We start from the raw sequence: 21507 nt of genomic DNA, 5'->3' as shown, positions 1-21507 counted from the left end.
CGGCAGAAGCGAGATCCTATGTTCCACGATACAGAACAATGGCCTTACATAGTTACCCTTGCCAAAGGCCCATCCACGATTGAAGATGTGCGCGCATTTTTCGACAGCTGGAACGCATGGCTGGACGAAGGAAAGCCGTTCATTGCCATCCGTCGCTTTGTTGACGAGGCAGCTCTCGTTCATCCAGACGGTGCTCCACGCGAAATCAAACAATGGTTTCAGCAAAATGCCGAACGTATCCGCAATCAGGTTATGGCGATGATTAGCATCGTGCCAGAATCCGTGTATGAGGAAGCGAGCCGTATGGATGCGGAAAAGCTGTTTCGCGTGCCAGCAGGCACATTTTCTAATGTCGATGCGGCGCTGCATTGGCTCGAAGACAGAGTTGTGCGTCCCAATCAACTTGCCTTTGACAGGGTAGCGATCCGCGCGAAACTGGAGACATAGATTGCCTGCAGCCAAGACCAAGCCTCGCACGAAACCGGCTGAAATACGCCGCAGTGAGTTGATGGCGGCGGCTGAAGCAATCTTTCTGGAAAAAGGCTTTGCGGCCACAAGCGTCGATGAAATAGTACGCAAAGCCGATGTGGCCAAGGGCACATTCTATCTGCATTTTCGCAGCAAAGATGAGATTCTGGTCGCGTTACGTGAGCGGTTTGTTCATTCTTATTGCGATGCCCTCGACAGGGAATTGGACGCAGTGCCGATGGGTGATTGGAACGGGCGTCTTGCGGCCTGGGCAGCAACCGGTGTCGCAGGTTATCTTGATAATTACCGCCTACACGATCTTGTTTTCTATGATTTTCACCCACCCATGAGACATGTGAAGCAGGAAAATCCGGCTATCCTTCGCCTTGAGAAACTCTTAAGCGAAGGCAAAGCCTCCGGGGTGTGGAAAATCGAGAATACCCGCCTGTTGGCAACGCTCCTCTTCCATGCCTTGCATGGCGCGGTTGACGACTTTATCATCCGCTCAGACGCGATTGAGCGCACCGAAATGGTTCTTGGCGTACAAGATCTTTTTCTCAAGTCAGTGAGGGTTTAGACCTCAAAGACTATTACTTTTTGGCACCGAACACGTGTTCGGGCCCCGGGAAAGACCGGGCGCGCACTTCTTCCGCGTAGGCTTTTGCGGCGTCTGAAACCTGCGGTGCAAGTTCAGCAAAGCGTTTCACAAAACGCGGTGTGAAATCCTGAAACAGTCCGAGCATATCGTCAGAAACGAGAATCTGGCCATCACAAGCGGATGACGCACCAATCCCAATTGTGGGAACTGTCAGCGTCGCGGTGATCTCGCGAGCCAATGGCTCGAAAGTACCTTCGATCACCAGCGCAAAAGCACCCGCATCTGCAATTACCTCTGCATCGCGGCGAATCTGATTGGCTTCTTCATCATCGCGCCCCAGCGAGCGAAAACCGCCGACCGTATTGACCTGTTGTGGCATCAGCCCAACATGGCCAAAGACCGGAATGCCGCGCTTGACGAGAAACTCCACCGTCTCCGCCATCTCCTCGCCACCCTCAAGCTTCACGCCGTCGCAGCCAGTTTCCTGCATGATGCGCGCTGCGTTGCGGAAAGCCTGTTCCTTCGATTCCTGATAAGAACCGAACGGCATATCAACGATAACGCACGCATGCTCAACGCCACGCATGACTGCCTGTCCATGCGCAATCATCATGTCGAGCGTAACGCCGAGGGTCGAATCCATCCCGTAAAGCACCATGCCGAGCGAGTCACCCACCAGCAGCAGATCGCAATGTGGATCGAGCAGGCGCGCGATTGGCGTCGTGTAGGCTGTGAGGCTGACAATCGGGCGCTCGCCCTTCATCGCCTCTATGGCTTTGGGCGAAAGACGTTTCTTTTTAACGGTCGTGCTCATTTCAGGCGGCCTTTTCCTGCGCCAAATGCGCAATCACCCGGTTATCAAGAAGGCGTGTGGAGCCCAGCCGTACAAACAGCGCCACAAGTACTGGCCTTCCCTGCACCGAGGTCAGACGCTCAAGTGTTTCAGGATCGCGTAATGCCACCACTTCAGGAACAGCCAGCGGTTCCGCTTCAATGAACGCACGGATTGCAGCCTCAAATGTTTCCGGATCATCAATACCAGAGCGATAAAGTCGCTCCGCTTCATCGAGTGCTTTTGGCACAATAATCGCAGCGGCACGCTGTTCTGCTGTCAGATAGACGTTACGTGATGAACAGGCGAGCCCATCATCTTCACGCACGGTTTCAACACCAACCACGCGCACGGGAATAGCCATATCCTCAACCATGCGGCGGATGATAACGAGCTGCTGGAAATCTTTTTCGCCAAAATAGGCGGCATCGGAACCTACAATATTAAAAAGCTTGCTGACCACGGTAGCAACACCAGCAAAGTGTCCCGGACGCGCCTCGCCTTCCATCTGGTTGCCAAGTGTTGGCACATCGACCACGGTCTGCATCGGGCGCGGATACATGTCGGAAACGGCAGGCGCAAAGAGAAAATCCACATTCGCATCGCGGAGCAGATTCGCATCGCGTTCGAGATCACGCGGATATTTATCGAGATCTTCATTGGCACCGAACTGCAGCGGATTGACGAAAATCGACACGACCGTCACGTCGTTTTCTCCGCGCGAGCGGCGAACAAGTTCGAGATGCCCTTTGTGAAGATAGCCCATCGTCGGCACGAGGCCGATGGATTCACCGCTCTTGCGCGCCACGCCAAGCGCCTGCCGCAAATCTTCAATCGTATGGATGATCTGCATAACGGTCTCCCTGCCAGCAACCAGATTTGGTCGCCAGTCCTACAGCGCGCCCTCAGATATGACAACAGCGCTTTTGCTAATGAATATCTGAGGGATGCGATGCGCCTCAGTTACCGACCGTGCCACTCACCGTGTTGCCAACTGTTCTGCCAAACCTATCGATCTGCTCATTATAGGTTCGACGAGTATTCGGGTCGAAGACTGCGATCGGCGCGCTGACGACAAGCGAAGCAGCACTGCCCACGCCCTGCGCAGTGCCAAGTGCAACAGCACCCAGCCGCTCGCCCAGCCCAATATCAGAATCGGTAATAGTCTGGCCTGTTACGAGACGTTGACCGATCAGCTGAACAACTTCAGGACTTGAAGCGAACTTGCCGTGGTTGAGGCTGTCACCCGCTTTGAGCTGCGTGAGATCAATCACCGTGATTCCCGCTTTTTCAAGCTGCGAACGGTAGGGTTCGACCGAAGGATCGATTTGCCCCAGTCGATCAACATTGCCGGAGATAAAGCGGGATGCCCGGAGCGCGCGATCATCGCGTGAAGTGAACAATGTGAAACGCGGATGATCTTTGCCCATGGCGCGGAACTGCTGATTGAATACATCCACATCCAGATCGGGCGACGCGAGAATGACGTCGGTAATCTTCGGATTAACGCGCTTATCGCGGATCGCCATCTGGCGCAGTGCTTCAACCGTCAACCAGCTGCCCATGGAATGGGCCATGACGGTGATGTCTTTTACACGCGGGTCTTCGGCGATCTTGCGCAAGGTCATTTCCAGCGCGTCCCGCGAATAATTCGTGCTTTCCTTGTCGTAATTATAATCGAACACACTACCGCGCGATGGCCAGGTAAAGATCACCGGTGCGACATCGGCTCCAGAATCATGCACAATCTGCGCAAAACGATACACCGAATCCTCATAGGTATTATTGAAGCCATGGACGAAGACCATGACCCGGCGGGATTTCGGCAGGCTGTGATTGAGCCATTGGCGGGCGCCGGATTCTGTGCTGATCGCTTTAACTTCAACGGTCGTGAAATCCTTCAGCGGATTTGCCGGGAGCTTTTTGGGCCACTGAACTTCACCAACCTTGCGATTCTTTTCCGGCGGGATGGAGACCATGATCTCTGTCAGGCTAATTTCCTGATCACGTTCGCCGGAAAACAGCGTTCCGGGATTACCGGAAGGCGCACGGGTTGTCGCCACCAGAAGATCAACCTTGGAGGCACCGGGAACGCTTTCCGCAACGGGAATAAGAACACCGTCAGGACGGCTGGCGCAGCCCGCGATTAGGGTCAGGCAGACAAGTAATGCCGGGGCAGTACGACGAAAAATGCTCCGCAAAACCTAGATCTCCCCAAAAGACACACAACCGCACGCCTCTCCTACACGGATTAGCGCCCGGTTAATATATTCTTTACCTGACGAGAGAAGCCAAGCCCCAATTATTCAAGACTGTGGAAAGATACCGTCGCTGCGGCTTCTCGGTTACACACTGTTTCATTAACCGACACTTTCCCACACGCCTCTTGCGCCCAATATTGAAGCCAACAGCGCAGACAATTCCGCTTTTTGCGCAGGAGGACACAAAATGACTTCAGACCTTACCCCGCAACTCACAGGGTTGCATCATTTGACAGCAATCACCGCAGACGCACCCGGTAACAGGCGCTTCTATACCGACACGCTCGGCCTTCGCCTCGTCAAGAAGACCGTCAATCAGGACGACACCAGTGCCTACCATCTGTTTTACGCTGATGGGCTGGCCTCGCCCGGCACCGATATCACCTTCTTCGACTGGCCAGTGCAGCGAGAACGGCGCGGCACGCATAGCGTTTCCCGCACCGGATTGCGTGTAAATGGCGTTGAAAGCCTCGACTGGTGGCGCAACCACCTCAAGGAGAAAGGCATCGAAACTGGTGATATATTCGAGATTGCTGGTCGCGCAGTGCTTGATTTCGAGGACCCTGAGGGTCAGCGCCTGCGTTTGACCGATGATGGAGGCATCGGTGCGGCACATAGCTGGGAGAAAAGTCCTGTTCCTGCCGAGCGGCAGATACGTGGCCTTGGCCCCATTACGCTCAGCGTTCCTGATTTGGCACCGACAAAAATCGTGCTGGAAAAGGTAATGAACATGCGTGAAGCCGGTGACTATGCTTCGCCCGATGGCGAAGGACATGTCCACGTGTTTGAAATGGGATCAGGCGGTGCCGGCGCAGAACTCCATATCGCTGTGCAGCCGAACCTGTCACCGGCTGGTCAGGGCGCAGGTGCCGTGCATCACGTTGCGTTCCGCACACCGGATCAGGAAACCATGCAGGAATGGGTGGATCGTCTGCGCGCACTGCGCATTCCATCCAGCGGCGAGGTCGAGCGTTATTACTTCCGCTCGCTCTACTTCCGCGAACCCAATGGTGTGTTGTTTGAGATTGCAACAGATGGTCCCGGCTTTGCAGTCGATGAACCTCTCGAAAGCCTTGGAGAAAGCCTGTCACTGCCACCCTTTCTGGAAGGAAAAAGGCAGGCGATTGAAAAGGGCCTGAAGCCACTGGATTAAACCAACAAAAAGGGTCGCCGGATTTATCCGGCGGCCCTTTTCTTTATCTAACACAATCGTGTCACAGCTTTTGCTGTAGCCACTCACCTGCCATACGGACATCTTCAGCAGTCACACCATGGCCACCTTTAGCGGAACGGATATCGAGTTCAGCTCCATCGGTTCGCAATGCCTGTGCGAGTTTGCCCGACGCATCGCCAAACGGATCGCCTATTCCATTGAGCAACAGTATCTTGGCATCCGAAAGATCAGCAATCGGCTGCTCTTCCAAAACGTCCATAGCACGCAGCAATACGGCTTTGCGTATGACATGCGGATGCAGCCGCATGAAGGCCGCGAGCATATTGGCGCCATTGGAGTTGCCAATGAACGCAGTCCGCTCGGGGTCGATACGGTAAGCCGCAATTGCACCTTGAACGAAAGCCTCGAAAGCCTCTGCCTCAGACCGAATGTCCTCCTGATCGAACCGTTTCAGGTCGAAACGGCGAAACCAGCGCTGAATACCCTCTTCCGTGCTGCGTCCGCGAACGCCGAGAAGCGTTGCACGTGGTGCAACCAGACGAGCAAGCGGCATGAGGTCGTTTTCATTACCGCCTGTGCCGTGCAACAGAATAAGCGTAGTCCCATCTGGATTTTCCGGCTGGTGGATACGGTGCACAAAAGGCAAGTCGCGATAGATCACCCGCTCCTCACCCGGCAAGCCAAATTGCGGCATGCGAGCTCGGATCGCATCCGCCTGATGCTCGTTGCCCGGCGGTACGAACAGAACCTGACCCAGCGTTTCCACCGGTTCATCCAACGTGAACCCGGGAGTATCGGTGGCAAATTCAAACAGGGTTCCGCCCGGCTCGCGAACATAGAGCGACGTGAAGTATTTGCGATCATGCACGTTCACTTCACTGGAATTGAGTTTTGAAAGCTCCTTTTCCAGTGTTGTCACATCCTGCGTTGTAGCCGCACGAAATGCCACGTGGTCGGCAATGCCCGTTCCGGGAATACCCGGCCAAAAGCCACTTGCGTCGCGCACGTCAATCACATCGCCTGAATCGGAAACCAGACGATCGATTGTGCCTTCCCTGGCCTGAGCGCGAAAACCAAAATAGCGTTCAATGAAGCCAATTGTCTGTTCTGGTGTCTCCGACAAAATGGTCGCCGAGCGTATCCGGCGGACCGCATGTTCCGCAGGAATATCGCCTGCAACCCATGCATCATTGGCTGCAAGATCGCTGCCGACCAGCTTGACGATAACACCATCAGGATCGCGCAGACGCAGTACCGGTTCGCCAAATTCCTGCACAGGACCTTCAGACTGCACGTGATAGCGTAGTGCCCGCTCCAGCCAAAAGCCGACCGAGGTGCGGTCAATAGCAAGAGCGATTTCGCTCACTTGACCATGCCCGACTCGGCCCTTTGCGCCATCTTCCCAAACAAGGAAAGTGATCAGGGAGCCCGGCGTGCCGGAATGATCGCCATAGAACAGATGCAGCTGCTCCGCATCTTCAAATCCGCCTGTCTGTTTGACAATGCGCAGGCCAAGAAAGCCAGCATAGAAATCGACATTGGCCTGAACCTTGCGCGTAATCAGCGTGAGGTGATGGATACCGCTGGTCATGATTGCAATCTCCCGCGTTTCGTAGCGGCAAGTCTCTCAGACGGAGACAATCACCGCAAATGTGAAGTTGCACGAGAGATAGTTTACATCACCACGCTTGCCCATATGGCGATGCGGCGACGCACTGTTAACAGATCAGGATATTGGGGGATCAGAAAAAGAAAAAGGCCGCGCGGGAGGAGGATGCGCGGCCTGATCTTGAATACGGCTGGGAGGAGGAGTGCCGTATCCGTCATCGGGTTCTGGGAGGAGGAGTGAACCCGATGACCAATGAATACCCGCAGCCTCTTTATTCAACAACGGCCAATAACGCATATCAGTTATGCAAATACGCCGATGCTTAAGATTATTGCAGAAACAGAAGCGGGATGAATATGCTTATATAATGAGCATATTATAAAAAATATGCTGAAAAATCAGCAACTCAGAGAAGCTGGGCGATGAATGGTGCAGCCAGAACATTGACCAATCCGACCAGAACCATGACGAGTCCGGCAATCGAGCCTTCCTCGCTGCCGATTTGATGCGCCTTGGCTACACCTGCGCCATGTGCGCCCATACCGAACAGCGCGCCGCGCGCAAGAGCTGAACGAAGCGGCAGCCAGTAGAGCATGACTTCGCCGAGCGCCGCGCCAAATACGCCGGTCAGCACCACGAAAATGGCTGTCAAATCGGGTGTACCGCCAATATCACCGGAAACCGTCATGGCGAAAGGCGTACTCATGGAGCGCGGCATAAGGCTGAGGCTTATTGCATCGTTCAGACCAAGAAGCTGCGCAAGACCCCAGGCTGAAAACATCGCGGACGAACTGCCGACCACAACACCAACCAACAAAACCGGCCAATAGCGACGAATGGTTGCGCGCTGCTGATAGATCGGAATGGCGAAAGCCACCGTCGCAGGCCCAAGCAGTGCGACCAGCCAATGCGTTGCACTGAAATAGCCGCGATAGTTTTCATTGAGACCAATGAGAAGAGCCATAAGCAACAGCGGCGTAATGGCAAGCGGCGTCAACCACCACATGGGAAAGCGGCGATAAACGCGCTTTGCAGCAAGATAGAGAAGGATTGTGGCAGCAGACCAGAACAGTGTCGCCACATAAGGATTACTTAGTGGCATAGCGTGCGCTCAGCCGGTAGCAGAAGTCTACTGTCAGTGCAGTCACAGTCATAACGGTCAGAGTGCCAACCAGAATGACGGCCATAATCTTAACGCCCAGCATACCAAGCAACTCCTGATGCTCCAGAACTGCCAGAACGGCAGGCACAAAGAACAGCAGCATCTCTGCCAGAAACCATTCTGCACCGCGCTTCATGCTGAAAAGGCTTACACGGCCACTCAAAAGCAGGGCCAAAACCAGTGCCATACCAACAATGCCACCCGGCAGCGGCAGACCGCTTAAACGAACAAATGCTTCACCCGCCAACCAGAAGCCGACCAGCGTCGCAATCTGCATCAAGCGGCTGTTGTGCAGCGCATAGCGAAAGCGGATCATCAGGTTATGGGCATTCATGATTGTGTTCCAATGCTGGTATTTGTGAAAACACTATAGGCGCTGAATTGATATTCCAGAAATGAATTGATTTCATTGCAGCTATTCCATTATAGAATAGCTTATGAACTTACGTGGCTTTCAGGCATTCGTGGAAGTGGTGCGGCAGGGCGGCTTTTCCGCTGCGGCCCGCACGATCAATGCCACGCAATCCACCGTCAGCAAGACGGTGCGTCAGCTCGAAGATGAACTTGAGATCATCTTGCTCGATCGCGAAGCCACCCCTCCCCGCCTGACAAGTGCAGGTGAAATCGTTTATCGACGTGCACTGGCCATACTGACAGAAAAAGACGACATGCTGACTGAGCTTGGCGAGTTGCGCGGGTTGAAGCGCGGTCTTTTGCGCCTCGGATTGCCACCCATCGGCTCCAGCGTTCTGTTCGCCCCAGTCTTTGCCACCTTTACCAAGCTCTATCCTGACATCGACATTCAGCTCGTCGAGCATGGCAGCAGGCGACTGGAAGAATTGCTGCTTGCAGGTGATATCGAGCTTGCCGCTTCGCTTCTGTCCGTCGAAAGCAGCTTCGAGTGGCAGGCCGTTCGTTGTGAGCCCGTGGTGGCCCTGCTTCCTGCCAACCACCGCTTCACCGACAATGACGGCATCCCACTGCACGACATTGCCAGCCAGCCCTTCATTCTTTTCGAAAGCGGCTTTGCCCTCAATCACATCATTCTCGATGCATGTCATTCGCAAGGACTGTCCCCACACATTGCCATGCGTTCCAGCCAGATTGATTTTATCGTGGAGCTGGTTGCAGCAGGTATGGGTATCGGCTTTCTGCCACAGATGATCGCCGAACAGCGCAAGCATCGCGATGTCCGCATCCATAAAATCAAAGACGCAGAACTGAACTGGGACATGGCCCTGATCTGGCGAAAAGGCGCATTTTTATCCCATGCGGCACGGGCCTGGCTCACACTGTGCAAGAACGAAAACAGCAGCAACAAGGCTTGAAACCTAGGCTTTTTCGCCTATCTCAATTGAATACACCGACATAAAGGGAGCTATAGGCTCTCATCACCCATACGGCTTTAAGAGGAGGCCATCATGGAAGGTCAGGTTATATTCTACAAAGACGACAGGATCATTTACCGACACCACGTTGAAGTGCAGGAAGACGATTATTCAAAAGGCGTCAATGATGCCCTCATCGCCTTCCAGCGCAACTATGCGGGCTTTGATCTTGCGGATGATAATATCCACATCCGTTTTAAGCGGCCAGGTGAGGTTTGAAACCAGCAGGCTGCGTGGAGAAAGTTTCGCCTGAGAAATCAGGCGAAAGCAGCCTCGTGTGCAACGCGGCGGATATCTGTGCGTGACAGGCCGAGATCATAAAGCTCGCGGTCGCTGCAGCCGCTGAGTTCGCGCAGGTTTTCGCGATACTGCATCCAACGGGAAAACTGGGTACGAAGGTGGTTCATGGTGGTATCCCCTTATGTGCCGCGCTGTGAAAGCGCTAAGCTTTTGCCTTCCTCCCGATATGAAGCTTCCGCCTTTTTAATCGTTTTGAGAAGTGCATAAACTGCATGGCTGCAATGCCAAACCTGCGACCTTACGAGGATATATAAGTAACGCAGTTCGCTAGCCTGCGCGACAAAAGTGATCGTCAAAACTGGCCTCACAGCTGTTGGGAGAGGCTTAGAAACTTGTAATCTTCGAATTTTAATTAAATCTATTTAATTGGCTTAACAGGATAAGATTTCCCAACGTATGAACAAAACGATATTTATTGTCGGCAATGGTCCGCTGGACCGTGATTTGTCCGCCGAAATTGACGCCGCCGATCTTGTCCTGCGTTTCAATGAACCACGCGTCTCTCTTGGAATGAGTGGCAAAAAGACTGACATGCTCATGCTCGCCACGTCGAGCAAACAGATGGAGCAATGGATCAAGGATCCAACCTTCATCAATTCGGAAATTGTCCGAAATACGCCGGAAGTGCTGTTTGCCTTCCACCCGAGCATCATCAAGCGGTTCCATCACCACCCAAACATTCTATCACGGCTCAAGGGTCGTCGCGCTGACTGGACCAATGAGGCGATTGACTATTTCGGCCGTGCTGGCAAGAAAATCCGCATCATGCCTTCGCAGGATTATTTTGCCGTTTGCGACGAGCTTGGCATTGGTGCCGATCGGATGAAAGAAGTCTTCCCCAGCACCGGTTTTTTTGGCATCTGGCTCGTCTTGCGCAAATATTCCTTACCTGACTGGGATATCAAAATTTGCGGCTTTAGCTGGGAAGGCTGGAAGCGCCATAACTGGAATGCCGAACGAAAGTGGATTGAAGAAAGAATCGCCGCAGGACGTCTACATAAAGTAGGCTAATAAGTGTGACTTGCGAAAATCATGCGCATAGCAGATATAGAACGCCGCTTCGGCTGAAATTACTTTTCGCGCGCTTAGGTTTTACATGAACATCAAGGCTTTCATCATTCATTTAGCGCGCGCGACTGATCGCAAGCCGCAAGTGGAAAAGCTCATTCACGAATTGCCGGTAAAAACGGAAGTAATCGACGCTGTAGATAGCCACGTCCTCACAGGCGCCGAGATAAGCCGCGTTTACAAGCGGCAACTTCATGCGCCCCGTTATCCGTTTGAGCTTAGCAAAAACGAAATTGCCTGCTTCTTGTCCCATCGCAAAGCATGGCAGGTGATCGTCGACCAGCAGCTCGACGCGGGCTTCATCATCGAAGACGATATTGAACTCACTGATGTTTTCAATGCTGCCTTCCACGCGGCCGGCAATCATTTCGAGCCGGGCGGCTTCGTACGTTTTACCTTCCGCGACGACCGTGAGGTTGGGCGCGAAGTTTTCCGTAACAATCAGGTGCGTATCATCATTCCAAACCCGATTGGGCTCGGTATGGTCGCACAGCTTGTAAGCTTCGATGCTGCAAAAAAGCTGCTTGCGATCACCGAACAGTTTGATCGCCCTGTCGACACAACAATCCAGATGCGATGGGTTACTGATTTGCAGCCGCTCGCAGTCATTCCCGGTGGCGTGAAAGAAATTTCTGCGCAGCTTGGCGGCACGACCATTCAGCACAAGAAATCCTTTTCCGATAAGCTTAAAAGGGAAATCCTCCGTCCCATCTACCGGATGCGCGTGCGCGGGTTCTCCTCAAGATCGAAGTGAGACAAATGGCGGTCCCTGTTCTTCTTTATCACCAGATTGCCCCTCTGCCGCACAAGAAGATCCCGTTTCGCGGACTTTGGGTTCATCCAGACAAGTTTCGCAGCCAGATGGCATGGCTGAAGCGGCTCGGTTATCAGGGCCTCTCGCTGCGAAATGCCATGCCCTATATCAAGGGCGAGAAAACGGGGAAGGTTGCAGTCATCACCTTTGATGACGGGTTTCTCAATAATTATGAGAATGCCCTGCCAGTCCTTGCGGAATTCGGCTTCACCGCAACGAATTACTTTGTCGCCAATCAGATTGGCGGCAGCAATATCTGGGATCAGTCCATGGGTGTTCCGTTAACCCCCTGCATGTCTGTGACACAGATGCGCGAATGGGCCGCCTTGGGCCATGAAGTTGGCGCGCATACGGTCGACCATGTTAATCTGGAAAACACCCCGGAAGAGGAAGCTCGCCGACAGATCGTGCAGTCCAAGACCATGCTTGAGGACATGCTGGGATCAGAAGTGACAAACTTCGCTTATCCCTATGGCGGGAATCACCAGATTCACCGCGACATGTGCCGCGACGCCGGTTTTGAAACTGCGACAACGACCGTTCATGCACGGGCGCGTGCAAGCGACGATCCCTTTGGCATGCCGCGCGTTTATGTCCGCCGCAGAGATTTGGCGCCAAAATTCATTTTCCGCCTGATGACGAAATAACCAACTTTTTCGCCCACTGCCTGAAAACCCGCTATTTGTTTGATTTTGATCAATGCAGTTTCACGAAAGCGTGGCAAATTGCCCGTCATTGCGCCATGGACGCAATCACGCAAAAGCGGTACTAGAGCAGTAACAAGGAGCGTATAATGGACTATCGCCGGTTTTTTGAAGAAGCGATCGACCAGCTGCACGCCGAGAAGCGTTACCGCGTTTTTGCCGATCTTGAGCGCATTGTTGGACGTTTCCCCCGAGCTACCTGGCGCAACAATGGTATTGCACGTGAGATCACCGTCTGGTGCTCTAACGACTATCTGGGCATGGGGCACCATCCTGACGTCATCCAGGCGATGTGCGATACCGCCAACAGCACCGGCTCCGGCGCAGGCGGCACTCGCAATATTTCGGGCAACAATCACCCACTTGTAGAACTTGAAGCCGAACTTGCTGACCTGCATGGCAAGGAAGCTGGCCTCGTCTTCACGTCCGGTTTTGTGTCCAACGAAGCATCGATTTCGACCATTGCACGTTTGCTTCCAAACTGCCTGATCCTTTCTGACGAACTCAACCACGCTTCGATGATCGAAGGTGTGCGTCGTTCGGGTGCAGAAAAGAAGATTTTCCGTCACAATGACGTCGAGCACCTGGAACAACTTCTCAAGGCTGCGGACCATTCTCGCGCCAAGCTGATCGTGTTCGAATCTGTCTATTCGATGGATGGCGACATCGCGCCGATCGAGAAGATTGCCGATCTGGCCGACAAGTATAATGCCATGACCTATATCGATGAAGTTCATGCAGTTGGCATGTATGGCGTGCGCGGCGGTGGAATCACCGAACGAGACGGCCTTGCACACCGCATGGACATTATCGAAGGCACGCTTGCAAAAGCATTCGGCGCTTTGGGCGGTTACATTACCGGTTCACGCGCTATCATCGACGCCGTTCGCTCCTATGCACCGGGCTTCATCTTCACAACTTCTCTGCCGCCGGCAGTAGCAGCTTCCGCTACCGCTGCGATCCGCCACCTGAAAGTTTCTCAAGTTGAGCGCGATGGCCAGCAGCGTCAGTCGCAGCGCGCCAAGGATGTTCTTTTGGCTGCCGGTTTTCCGGTCATGCCGTCTGAAACCCACATCGTACCAATTCTGGTTGGCGATCCGGAACTGTGCAAGAAAGCCAGCGACCGTCTGCTCGACGTGCATGGCATCTATATCCAGCCGATCAACTATCCAACTGTGCCACGCGGCACAGAGCGTCTTCGCATCACACCGTCGCCATTGCATGACGACCTGCTGATCGACGGCCTCAAAGATGCGTTGCTGGAAGTATGGAATACGCTCGGCATTCCATTTGCCGAACCGGATGCGCCGAAGGCTGCAAACTCCGACCGCGTTATTCCGCTGATGGTTTCAAAAGCAGGCGGCTGATAAACGCAGTCGTAGGAAATTGAAAAAGGCCGGTTTCACCGGCCTTTTTTATTTTGGACACGCATCTTGCGCGAAAACCGTTTCACACTTTGCGGGATGCGCTTCAGAGATTGTTGATCCAGCGAACCAGCCTTGCCGCGGCCTCATCCACCTGCTGCGGATCACGGCAGAAGCAGAGGCGGAAGAAGCCCTCGCCGCCAAGCCCGAATGCACTACCCGGTGCCAGGCCCACATCAGCATTGTCGACCATGTCGATTGCAGCTTTGACCGAATCCTTCACACCATCCACACCGAAGAACAGATAAAATGCGCCCTGCGGCGGAGTCAGACGTACTTTTCCTGTGCTTTGCAAACTAGCACACAGGTGATCTCGCGTTGAGCGCGCGCGTTCCACCTGCATGGCAATGAAATCATCGCCATGATCGAGTGCTGCAACCGCACCACGCTGCATGAACTGCGCGACACCCGAATTGGAATACTGGATCATGTTTTCAACGACGGGGCCAATCGAAGGATGCACGGTCATCCAGCCCACGCGCCAGCCAGTCATCGCCCAGTTCTTTGAGAACGAGTTGACGAAAATGATGCGGTCGTCAGGCTCCATGATATCCATGAAAGACGGAGCACGCCCCCCACCGTAATAGAAGTGAGTGTAAATCTCGTCGGCTATGATCCAGAGGCCCTTCTCACGCGCCAGATCGAGAATAAAGCGCAGCGTTTCGCGATCCGCAGTCCAACCCGTCGGGTTGGACGGCGTATTGATGAACATTGCGCGCGTGCGTGGCGTGATGGCGCTCGCAATCTTTTCAGGATCAAGCACCCAGCCATTGGCTCCGAACTCGAGTTCCACCGGCACTGGAACCGCGCCGGCAAGTCCAGCTGCGCCGACAAAATTCGGCCAGGCTGGAGACAGATAAATCGCTTCTTCGCCAGCACCCGTTGTTGCCTTCAGCGCCATTTCAATGGCGTGCATGCCCGAACCAGTTACATAGAAATTTTCTGGCTTGAAGGACTGCGCAAAATGGCGCGCATGGTAGCGAGCAAGTGCTTCACGCAGATCAGGAATACCAGCCTGCCATGTGTAGAAGGTTTCGCCGTCGGCAATTCCCTTCTGCGCCGCCTCCCGAATGAAATCAGGCGTAGACAGATCACCCTCCCCGACCCACAACGGAATCAGGCCCTCTTTGCCACGACCGTGATTGGCTACGGCAACGATGCCGCTTTCAGGTGATTGAGCTGCTTCACGGCGGAGATTGGCGATAAGCGTCATTTGTTCCCACATAAAATTCGAATTTGATTACACCTGCTTAGCAAGGCGCAATCATGAAATCACGCGGCATTTTGTGATGATCCGATCAACCGCATTGATGGGTCGAACCAACTATCGTCTTTGGGAATGAGCGCACAAAAAAACGGAGCCATAAAGGCTCCGTCCTTTGTCGACTGTTCTGGAAAAATCAGGCTTTGCTCTGCTTTGCGAGAAGATCGCGGATTTCAGCCAGCAACACTTCGTCGCGTGGCAGTTCTGCAGCGGCTTCCGGCTTGGCTTCTTCCTTTTTCTTGAGCCTGTTCATGCCTTTGACGACGAGGAACAAAACCCATGCAATGATAAGGAAGTTGATAAGCAGCGTGACAAAGTTGCCGTAAGCGATGGTCGCACCGGCTTCACGGGCTGCAGCAAGCGTTCCCTTCGGATCGCCAGCAAGCTGGATATACATGTTGGAGAAATCGATACCGCCCGTCAGCAAACCGATGATCGGCATGATGATGTCATTGACGATAGAATTGACGAGGCCACCGAACGCCCCGCCAATGATAACACCGATGGCCAGATCGACCATGTTGCCCTTGAGAGCAAATTCTCTGAATTCTTTCAACATTAGCCTGTATCCCTCTCGAACACGAACTTAAACCGGGCCGTCTTTGCTGCGGATAAGGTTCGCCAGATAAAATCTATACGATGAACCGATGGGATCGGGGAGGATCACAAATGTTCACTCCCTAGTTTGTAGGCTAAAATACCCAAAGAAAAGATGAACTATGCAAAATGCACCGTTTAGAGGTGTATTTTTCTGAGTTTGCTGATGTTTTGGAGCTGGAGGCGCAAAAGATGCGCCTCCTTAAGAAGCTTAAGCAGCAAAACGCTTGGTTGCTTCAATCAATTCATGCGTAATACCGGGTTCGGTCACCGCATGACCGCTGTCTTCAACGATTTTGAGATCAGCCTCCGGCCACATCTTCTTGAGCTGCCATGCATTGATAAATGGCGTGCAGATATCATAGCGGCCATGGACAATTACGCCCGGAATCTGCCGGACGTGTTCAACATTCCGCAGAAGCTGATCGTCGCTGTCAAGGAAACCACGGTTCTGGAAGTAGTGGCATTCGATACGTGCAAAAGCGATGGCGTGATGATCTTCGCCAAAAGCTTCAATACGTGCCGGATCAGGCTGGATCGAAAGCACTGAGCCTTCCCATCGTGCCCACAAGCGAGCGGCTGCAAGCTGCACCTGCGGATTACGGTCGGTCAGACGCTTGTAGTAAGCTGCGATCATATCGCCGCGTTCTTCTTCAGGGATATGCTCCTGATAGGGTTCGAAATGATCCGGGAAAATGATGCTCGCACCGTTGGAATACATCCAGTCGACTTCAAAGCGGCGCACCATGAAGATGCCGCGCAGAATGATTTCCGACACGCGTTCAGGATGGGTTTCGGCATAGGCAAGGCCCAGCGTTGAACCCCATGAGCCACCGAAAACCTGCCATTTGTCGATGCCAAGATGCGCGCGTATGTGCTCCATGTCGGCCACGAGATCCCAGGTGGTATTCTCGCGCAGTTCTGCATGTGGCGTCGAGCGACCGCAGCCGCGCTGATCGAAAAGAATGATACGGTATTTCTCTGGATCATGCAGGCGTCGCATTGCGGGCGTGATGCCGCCGCCCGGCCCACCGTGGATCATGACAACAGGTTTACCATCAGGATTGCCGCACTGCTCGACATGGATGCGGTGCAATGACGAAACCTGCAGCATCTCTTCCTTGAAGGGCTGAATTTCCGGATAAAGCGTATTGCGCGTCATATAGTGCCTTTTCGTTCCCGCTAGAGCATTCTTAGTTTTACTGGGAATGCTCTCGTTCATAATTGAAATTAGCACATAATGCGGCCAGAAGGCGGCAATGCGACATATGAATCCAGCTAAGCAACGCTATTTTTGGTTGCCCGGAACGAAAAACGGCATAAAACGGAAGAGCTGCATGTAAAGTGCAGCGCATGGGGAGGACTTTCAGAATGGCGTGCGAGGCTTATGCAATTCATCATCGCTGACGACCATCCGCTTTTCAGAGGTGCGTTGCGACAGGTTCTGTCGAGCCTTCCTGAAGAAGCAGAAATCCTCGAAGTCGGCGATTTCGATGCAGCGAAAAAGCTGGTCGTAGAACGCGACGATATCGATTTGCTTTTGCTTGATTTGACCATGCCCGGCGGGACTGGCCTTTCTGGCCTGGTCACGTTGAAAGCACTTCAGCCTGCATTACCGATCATTATCGTCTCGGCCACTGATGACACTGCAACCATCAGGCACGCCGTCGAGCTTGGTGCATCTGGCTTCATCTCGAAATCCGCAAGCATGGAAACTATCGGCGAAGCAGTACACGCAGTTATTGCAGGCGATATCTGGACACCATCCGATATCGACCTCGATCAGGCGCACGACCCTGAAATCGAAGCGCTCATCAACAAGATAAGAACACTTACCCCCCAGCAGACACGCGTACTGACCATGCTTGCCGAAGGCCTGCTCAACAAGCAGATCGCCTACGAACTGAATGTATCAGAAGCGACGGTCAAAGCACATGTCTCTGCTGTTCTGCAAAAACTCGGCGTTGATAGTCGCACACAGGCGGTCATTCTTTTATCGCGGATTGGCAACGACGCACTGACTTCAGAAGCCAGCTGAAACTAAAGCGTGCCGCGTTTTACAATATCCATGTGACACGCTTTAATTCTTTGTTTTTAAGCATGTCTTTTTCCCAAAACCGATTCCCACTTTTGGGAAACATGCTTTATTTGTCTTTACTCATTATCCTACGCACACCGCTTCGCGCTTTTACGGGAAAAGCTATAAAGTCATTCTGCAGCTGTTGGGCGGCTGGAAGCACCTTCACGTTGATGTAGCGCGCTCGATAGTAGCGAACGCAGAGCTGCCGGACGCAATGGCTTGTGCAAGACAATGACATTTTCGTCGTCAGCCCGTTTGCGAACTTCTTTGGAGCGGTCGGCTGTCAGCAGAATAGCCGAAATTTCTTGTTTGAAGCTTTCCCGCGCAAAACCGATCATGTCCAGCCCGTTTTCATTGTCGAGATGATAATCTGCCACGATAACATCGGGGGCGACTTCGCGCTCGATGCAAAATACCTTCAACTCAGCTCCTCTGCGCAAAGTGGTGACATTGCACCCCCAACCAAGCAGAAGCGTTTCCATCCCAGCCAGAATATTGGCGTCATTGTCGATACAAAGCACATCAAGGCCAGTGAGGCTTGATGCGCGCTTTATGCCCTTACGACTTGCAACCTCTTCGATGGGAGCAGGTGCTGCGCTGATCGGAATGCGCAGCGAGAAAACGCTGCCCTTTCCAGGCGTTGAGGATAGCGTCAAGGGCAGCGACAGAACACGGGCAATACGATCAACGATGGAAAGGCCCAACCCAAGTCCTTCCGCCTCACGCATGCCTTCATCAAGACGTGTAAACTCACGGAAAACCAGTTTCAGCTTCGGCTGCGGGATACCGATACCGGTATCAAGCACTTGCAGCTCAATGAAATTGCCACGTCGGCGAACACCAAACAGAATGCCACCCTTGCGGCTATATTTGATTGCGTTTGAAACCAGATTCTGGATGAGGCGTCGCAGCATGTTGCGGTCTGTCTTCACCACAATGCTCGAAGGCACAACGCGCAGTTTAAGGCCTTTTTTCCGAGCCATTGGTGTGAAGTCCGTCGCAATTTGGCTTAAAAGCTTATCGAGACGGAACACCGAGACTTCTGGCTTGAGCGCACCCGTATCGAGCCGCGATATATCGAGCACCATTCCCAGAATGGCCTCAACCGATTCAAGTGAAGAATCGATGTTGCGGGCGAGCTGGCTGGTTTCCGCACGTCCAAGCTTTTCTGTTAGCGCCGTACTGTAAAGCCGTGCTGCATTGAGTGGCTGCAGAATGTCGTGGCCAGCTGCTGCCAGAAACCGTGTCTTGCCAAGGTTTGCTTCTTCGGCTGCGGATTGTGCCTTTGCAAGCTTCTGGTTCACATGCGTTAGTTCGGCAGTGCGGTCAGCGACGCGCTGTTCAAGCACCTCAGCCGCCTTCTGGCGCATCAGATCGGCCTCAACTTCGGCAGTAATGTCTGTATAGGTCGCGACAAGTCCGCCATCCGGCATGGGGTTGGAGTTGATCTCCAGCACCTTTCCGGTCGATTTTAAAGTCATCCGCCATGGCTGTCTGAGAGTTGCAAGGGATCGTATGGCCGAGTTTTGCGCATTGACGGCAAGATCGCCGCTGCTGGCCAGATGTTCGACAATCTCGGACACCGGAATCCCAACCTGCATCACTTCATCCGGCAGATCAAAATGGGCACGGAACTGACGGTTCCAGCATGTCAGCCGCAGATCCTTGTCGAGTACCGTTATGCCCTGATCCATCTGATCGAGCGCAATTTGCAGGAGGTCACGATTTTGTTGCAGGGCGACGGAAGCATCGTCAAGCAATTGCCTTGCGTCACGCGCAGAAGCATCGTTGCGTTGAAGTAGCAAAGACAGGACGAGGCGGGCCGACGAGGAACCAACTGCCGTTCCCAGCAATTGCTCGGCGTAACGGATCAACGGCGTGTCCACCGTCATGCCGGGATCGAGCCTGCGTTGCTCTCGTCCTTCAAAACGCAGGAAAGCACGCTCAACACGTTCGGCCCCCAGATAGCGAGCCATAGTCGCTTTGAGTTCTGCGACCGTAACCGTTGTCCGAAAACGCTTGAGGGTCGGTGTACCAATGAAATAGCGCGGCAGGAAAATGCTCGCCTGAATGCGTTCAAGCGGTGTTGAAGCACGTGAAAGCGACCCAAGAATGTAGAACAAGGTGTTAGCCGCAAGGCTCCACATGACGCCATTGGTCAGAGGCAAAGCATCTGTGCCAAACAGGGCTTCAGGTCTTAATGCGGTAAAGCCAAGAAAGCCTTCGCGCAATATCTCCGCATCTTCTGGAGCCATGGTTGGCAGAAGCAACGTATAGGCCCAGATGAGAAACCCTGCCGACAAGCCGAGCATTGCGCCACGTCCATTGGCGTTGCGCCAGAACAACCCACCAATGAACGAGGGCATGAACTGTGCAATAGCTGCAAAAGATATAAGGCCGATGGACGCGAGGTGGATATTATTAGACGCCATGCGGTAATAGACGAATGCCAACGCCAGAATGCCGATAATCGTCAGTCGCCGCGTATTGAGAATGATCATCGTCAGATCACGCTGTTCCGTCGGATGACGAACAGCGAGCCTGCGAATTATAAGCGGCAGCACAAGGTGATTGGAGATCATGATCGCCAGCGCCACGCAAGCGACGATGACCATCGCTGTCGCCGCCGAAAGCCCGCCGAGAAAGGCTATCAGCGCAAGCCAGTGCGCACCAGCTGACAGTGGCAGTGCCAGCACATAGAGATCACCACTGACTGTATTGCCAAGCGTCATGACGCCGATGAGTGCAATCGGGAAAACGAAAATATTGATCAGGATCAGATAAAGCGGAAACAGCCAGGAGGCGGTGCGCAATTCTTTTTCACTGCGGCTTTCGACAACCGTCACATGAAACTGGCGCGGCAGCATGATGATAGCGGCAGCACTCAGCGTTGTGTGCACGATCCACGTACCGATTGAGGTTTCATAATGAAAGGCCTCAAGGGCCGCAGGAGATTGCGAAATCTTCTCGATCAATTCTCCCGGTGAGCCGAAAACAAAGAACGTGCAGGCAAAACCAACTGCAAGAAATGCGGAAAGCTTGATCACCGATTCAAGTGCAACAGCCAGAATCAGGCCGTTCTGATGTTCGGTCGCATCTGTGTGGCGTGTGCCGAACAGAATGGCAAAGACAGCCAGAACAGCCGCCACCGGCAAAGAAATATCGCCAAAAACAAAAGAGGCTGGGTCAAAAGCCGAGCCGTAATGCTCCATCACCAACCCGACGCTGCCAGAAACGGCTTTGAGTTGCAGCGCAATATAAGGAATGGAGCCGACGGCTGCGATACAGGTAGCAAGAGAGGCCACGCCAAAGCTCTTGCCATAGCGAGCGGCCAAAAAATCAGCGATGGAGGTGATGTGTTCTGACTTCGCTAACCGCACGATGTGGCGCAAGAGGCGATTGCCAAGCGTGAAGACGAGAATCGGGCCGATATAGATGCCCAAAAACTCAAGCCCTCGTTGGGCCGAAAGGCCGACGGAGCCGAAGAATGTCCACGATGTGCAGTAAACCGCGAGGCTGAGTGCATAAATATAGGGGCGTGGAGCGCTGCTCCAGCGAGCGGCGCGCCTGTCGCCGATGCTTGCAACCGCAAACAGCATCAACAGATATAAAAAGGCCGCGCCTATAATTCCCCAGCCCTGCATTGCCGGACCATCCTCCCCTGCTGTTACCCTAATAATTGGAGGTAACACACAGGGGAAGGCAAGCATTTTCATAGTTAGCGCGCAAGGTCTACCCTATTATCAATTAGTTAGAGCCGTCCC

21 protein-coding genes are annotated in these 21507 nt (G+C 53.5%); 10 read left to right on the top strand and 11 right to left on the bottom strand.

Annotated features, from left to right (window positions below; all coding sequences use genetic code 11):
- Positions 1-18 precede the first annotated feature (18 nt).
- Both OIV19_RS03135 and OIV19_RS03130 read left to right on the top strand, forming a co-directional pair.
- On the top strand, positions 19-447 hold the full coding sequence (locus OIV19_RS03135; protein WP_095446061.1) for a hypothetical protein: 429 nt from the start codon (positions 19-21) through the stop codon (positions 445-447).
- Between the two features lies 1 nt (position 448).
- A complete protein-coding gene (locus tag OIV19_RS03130) occupies positions 449-1045 on the top strand; it encodes a TetR/AcrR family transcriptional regulator (protein ID WP_264230631.1) in 597 nt (198 codons plus the stop codon).
- 13 nt (positions 1046-1058) lie between these two features.
- Here the strand turns inward: OIV19_RS03130 and panB are convergent, their stop codons facing one another.
- The 3 genes from panB to OIV19_RS03115 form a co-directional block, all read right to left on the bottom strand.
- On the bottom strand, positions 1059-1880 hold the full coding sequence (panB, locus tag OIV19_RS03125; protein WP_264230630.1) for a 3-methyl-2-oxobutanoate hydroxymethyltransferase: 822 nt from the start codon (positions 1878-1880) through the stop codon (positions 1059-1061).
- Between the two features lies 1 nt (position 1881).
- On the bottom strand, positions 1882-2751 hold the full coding sequence (gene panC, locus OIV19_RS03120; protein WP_264230629.1) for a pantoate--beta-alanine ligase: 870 nt from the start codon (positions 2749-2751) through the stop codon (positions 1882-1884).
- 106 nt (positions 2752-2857) lie between these two features.
- Entirely contained in the window at positions 2858-4099 is a 1242-nt protein-coding gene (locus OIV19_RS03115) for an alpha/beta hydrolase (protein ID WP_095446058.1), read from the bottom strand.
- A gap of 247 nt (positions 4100-4346) precedes the next feature.
- Between OIV19_RS03115 and OIV19_RS03110 the strand changes: the two genes are divergently transcribed.
- On the top strand, positions 4347-5312 hold the full coding sequence (locus OIV19_RS03110; RefSeq protein WP_095446057.1) for a ring-cleaving dioxygenase: 966 nt from the start codon (positions 4347-4349) through the stop codon (positions 5310-5312).
- Positions 5313-5373: 61 nt separating this feature from the next.
- Here OIV19_RS03110 and OIV19_RS03105 read toward each other — a convergent pair whose 3' ends face one another.
- The 3 genes from OIV19_RS03105 to OIV19_RS03095 form a co-directional block, all read right to left on the bottom strand.
- Complete coding sequence (locus OIV19_RS03105; protein WP_264230628.1) at positions 5374-6924, bottom strand: VOC family protein; 1551 nt, start codon at positions 6922-6924, stop codon at positions 5374-5376.
- A 424-nt stretch (positions 6925-7348) separates the two neighbouring features.
- Positions 7349-8044, bottom strand: a complete 696-nt coding sequence (locus OIV19_RS03100) for an LrgB family protein (protein ID WP_264230627.1) — start codon at positions 8042-8044, stop codon at positions 7349-7351.
- On the bottom strand, positions 8031-8438 hold the full coding sequence (locus tag OIV19_RS03095; protein WP_036567364.1) for a CidA/LrgA family protein: 408 nt from the start codon (positions 8436-8438) through the stop codon (positions 8031-8033). The genes OIV19_RS03100 and OIV19_RS03095 overlap by 14 nt, the downstream gene beginning before the upstream one ends.
- A gap of 103 nt (positions 8439-8541) precedes the next feature.
- On the opposite strand from OIV19_RS03095, the gene OIV19_RS03090 reads away from it, so the two are divergent.
- The gene (locus OIV19_RS03090) at positions 8542-9432 is read left to right on the top strand and encodes a LysR family transcriptional regulator (protein WP_264230626.1); all 891 of its coding nucleotides are present in this window, start codon (positions 8542-8544) and stop codon (positions 9430-9432) included.
- 93 nt (positions 9433-9525) lie between these two features.
- A complete protein-coding gene (locus OIV19_RS03085; RefSeq protein ID WP_094578894.1) occupies positions 9526-9711 on the top strand; it encodes a hypothetical protein in 186 nt (61 codons plus the stop codon).
- Positions 9712-9749: 38 nt separating this feature from the next.
- Here the strand turns inward: OIV19_RS03085 and OIV19_RS03080 are convergent, their stop codons facing one another.
- Positions 9750-9899, bottom strand: a complete 150-nt coding sequence (locus tag OIV19_RS03080) for a DUF1127 domain-containing protein (protein ID WP_151095100.1) — start codon at positions 9897-9899, stop codon at positions 9750-9752.
- Positions 9900-10188: 289 nt separating this feature from the next.
- On the opposite strand from OIV19_RS03080, the gene OIV19_RS03075 reads away from it, so the two are divergent.
- The 4 genes from OIV19_RS03075 to hemA all read left to right on the top strand — a co-directional run bounded on the left by OIV19_RS03075 (position 10189) and on the right by hemA (position 13745).
- Complete coding sequence (locus OIV19_RS03075; protein ID WP_264230625.1) at positions 10189-10803, top strand: hypothetical protein; 615 nt, start codon at positions 10189-10191, stop codon at positions 10801-10803.
- An 85-nt stretch (positions 10804-10888) separates the two neighbouring features.
- A complete protein-coding gene (locus OIV19_RS03070) occupies positions 10889-11614 on the top strand; it encodes a glycosyltransferase family 25 protein (RefSeq protein WP_264230624.1) in 726 nt (241 codons plus the stop codon).
- A gap of 5 nt (positions 11615-11619) precedes the next feature.
- Complete coding sequence (locus OIV19_RS03065) at positions 11620-12321, top strand: polysaccharide deacetylase family protein (RefSeq protein WP_264230623.1); 702 nt, start codon at positions 11620-11622, stop codon at positions 12319-12321.
- A 146-nt stretch (positions 12322-12467) separates the two neighbouring features.
- Positions 12468-13745: a 5-aminolevulinate synthase gene (gene hemA, locus OIV19_RS03060; RefSeq protein WP_095446049.1), complete on the top strand. Its 1278-nt coding sequence runs from the start codon at positions 12468-12470 to the stop codon at positions 13743-13745.
- Positions 13746-13848: 103 nt separating this feature from the next.
- On the opposite strand, the gene OIV19_RS03055 is transcribed toward hemA, so the two are convergent.
- The 3 genes from OIV19_RS03055 to pip form a co-directional block, all read right to left on the bottom strand.
- Entirely contained in the window at positions 13849-15015 is a 1167-nt protein-coding gene (locus OIV19_RS03055) for a pyridoxal phosphate-dependent aminotransferase (RefSeq protein ID WP_264230622.1), read from the bottom strand.
- Positions 15016-15202: 187 nt separating this feature from the next.
- Complete coding sequence (mscL, locus tag OIV19_RS03050) at positions 15203-15625, bottom strand: large conductance mechanosensitive channel protein MscL (protein WP_095446047.1); 423 nt, start codon at positions 15623-15625, stop codon at positions 15203-15205.
- A gap of 249 nt (positions 15626-15874) precedes the next feature.
- On the bottom strand, positions 15875-16825 hold the full coding sequence (gene pip / locus OIV19_RS03045; RefSeq protein WP_264230621.1) for a prolyl aminopeptidase: 951 nt from the start codon (positions 16823-16825) through the stop codon (positions 15875-15877).
- A gap of 225 nt (positions 16826-17050) precedes the next feature.
- On the opposite strand from pip, the gene OIV19_RS03040 reads away from it, so the two are divergent.
- Positions 17051-17701: a response regulator transcription factor gene (locus OIV19_RS03040; RefSeq protein WP_095446045.1), complete on the top strand. Its 651-nt coding sequence runs from the start codon at positions 17051-17053 to the stop codon at positions 17699-17701.
- A gap of 170 nt (positions 17702-17871) precedes the next feature.
- Here the strand turns inward: OIV19_RS03040 and OIV19_RS03035 are convergent, their stop codons facing one another.
- Positions 17872-21387, bottom strand: coding sequence for a PAS domain-containing hybrid sensor histidine kinase/response regulator (locus OIV19_RS03035; protein ID WP_264230620.1), 3516 nt, complete (start codon positions 21385-21387; stop codon positions 17872-17874).
- Between the last annotated feature and the right edge of the window lie 120 nt (positions 21388-21507).

The sequence above is a fragment of the Brucella sp. HL-2 genome (genome assembly GCF_025846885.2).
Lineage (GTDB): Bacteria > Pseudomonadota > Alphaproteobacteria > Rhizobiales > Rhizobiaceae > Brucella > Brucella quorumnocens.
This window is presented reverse-complemented; position numbering and strand designations above follow the sequence as displayed.

Excerpts from the sequence above, each read along its gene's own strand:
- OIV19_RS03100 (WP_264230627.1), bottom strand. The coding sequence starts at position 8,044 with ATGCCACTAAGTAATCCTTATGTGGCGACACTGTTCTGGTCTGCTGCC.
- OIV19_RS03080 (WP_151095100.1), bottom strand. The coding sequence starts at position 9,899 with ATGAACCACCTTCGTACCCAGTTTTCCCGTTGGATGCAGTATCGCGAA.
- panB (WP_264230630.1), bottom strand. The coding sequence starts at position 1,880 with ATGAGCACGACCGTTAAAAAGAAACGTCTTTCGCCCAAAGCCATAGAG.
- panC (WP_264230629.1), bottom strand. The coding sequence starts at position 2,751 with ATGCAGATCATCCATACGATTGAAGATTTGCGGCAGGCGCTTGGCGTG.
- OIV19_RS03075 (WP_264230625.1), top strand. The coding sequence starts at position 10,189 with ATGAACAAAACGATATTTATTGTCGGCAATGGTCCGCTGGACCGTGAT.
- hemA (WP_095446049.1), top strand. The coding sequence starts at position 12,468 with ATGGACTATCGCCGGTTTTTTGAAGAAGCGATCGACCAGCTGCACGCC.
- mscL (WP_095446047.1), bottom strand. The coding sequence starts at position 15,625 with ATGTTGAAAGAATTCAGAGAATTTGCTCTCAAGGGCAACATGGTCGAT.
- OIV19_RS03065 (WP_264230623.1), top strand. The coding sequence starts at position 11,620 with ATGGCGGTCCCTGTTCTTCTTTATCACCAGATTGCCCCTCTGCCGCAC.
- OIV19_RS03035 (WP_264230620.1), bottom strand. The coding sequence starts at position 21,387 with ATGCAGGGCTGGGGAATTATAGGCGCGGCCTTTTTATATCTGTTGATG.
- OIV19_RS03085 (WP_094578894.1), top strand. The coding sequence starts at position 9,526 with ATGGAAGGTCAGGTTATATTCTACAAAGACGACAGGATCATTTACCGA.
- OIV19_RS03055 (WP_264230622.1), bottom strand. The coding sequence starts at position 15,015 with ATGACGCTTATCGCCAATCTCCGCCGTGAAGCAGCTCAATCACCTGAA.
- OIV19_RS03095 (WP_036567364.1), bottom strand. The coding sequence starts at position 8,438 with ATGAATGCCCATAACCTGATGATCCGCTTTCGCTATGCGCTGCACAAC.
- OIV19_RS03105 (WP_264230628.1), bottom strand. The coding sequence starts at position 6,924 with ATGACCAGCGGTATCCATCACCTCACGCTGATTACGCGCAAGGTTCAG.
- OIV19_RS03070 (WP_264230624.1), top strand. The coding sequence starts at position 10,889 with ATGAACATCAAGGCTTTCATCATTCATTTAGCGCGCGCGACTGATCGC.
- OIV19_RS03110 (WP_095446057.1), top strand. The coding sequence starts at position 4,347 with ATGACTTCAGACCTTACCCCGCAACTCACAGGGTTGCATCATTTGACA.
- pip (WP_264230621.1), bottom strand. The coding sequence starts at position 16,825 with ATGACGCGCAATACGCTTTATCCGGAAATTCAGCCCTTCAAGGAAGAG.
- OIV19_RS03135 (WP_095446061.1), top strand. The coding sequence starts at position 19 with ATGTTCCACGATACAGAACAATGGCCTTACATAGTTACCCTTGCCAAA.
- OIV19_RS03090 (WP_264230626.1), top strand. The coding sequence starts at position 8,542 with ATGAACTTACGTGGCTTTCAGGCATTCGTGGAAGTGGTGCGGCAGGGC.
- OIV19_RS03040 (WP_095446045.1), top strand. The coding sequence starts at position 17,051 with ATGCAATTCATCATCGCTGACGACCATCCGCTTTTCAGAGGTGCGTTG.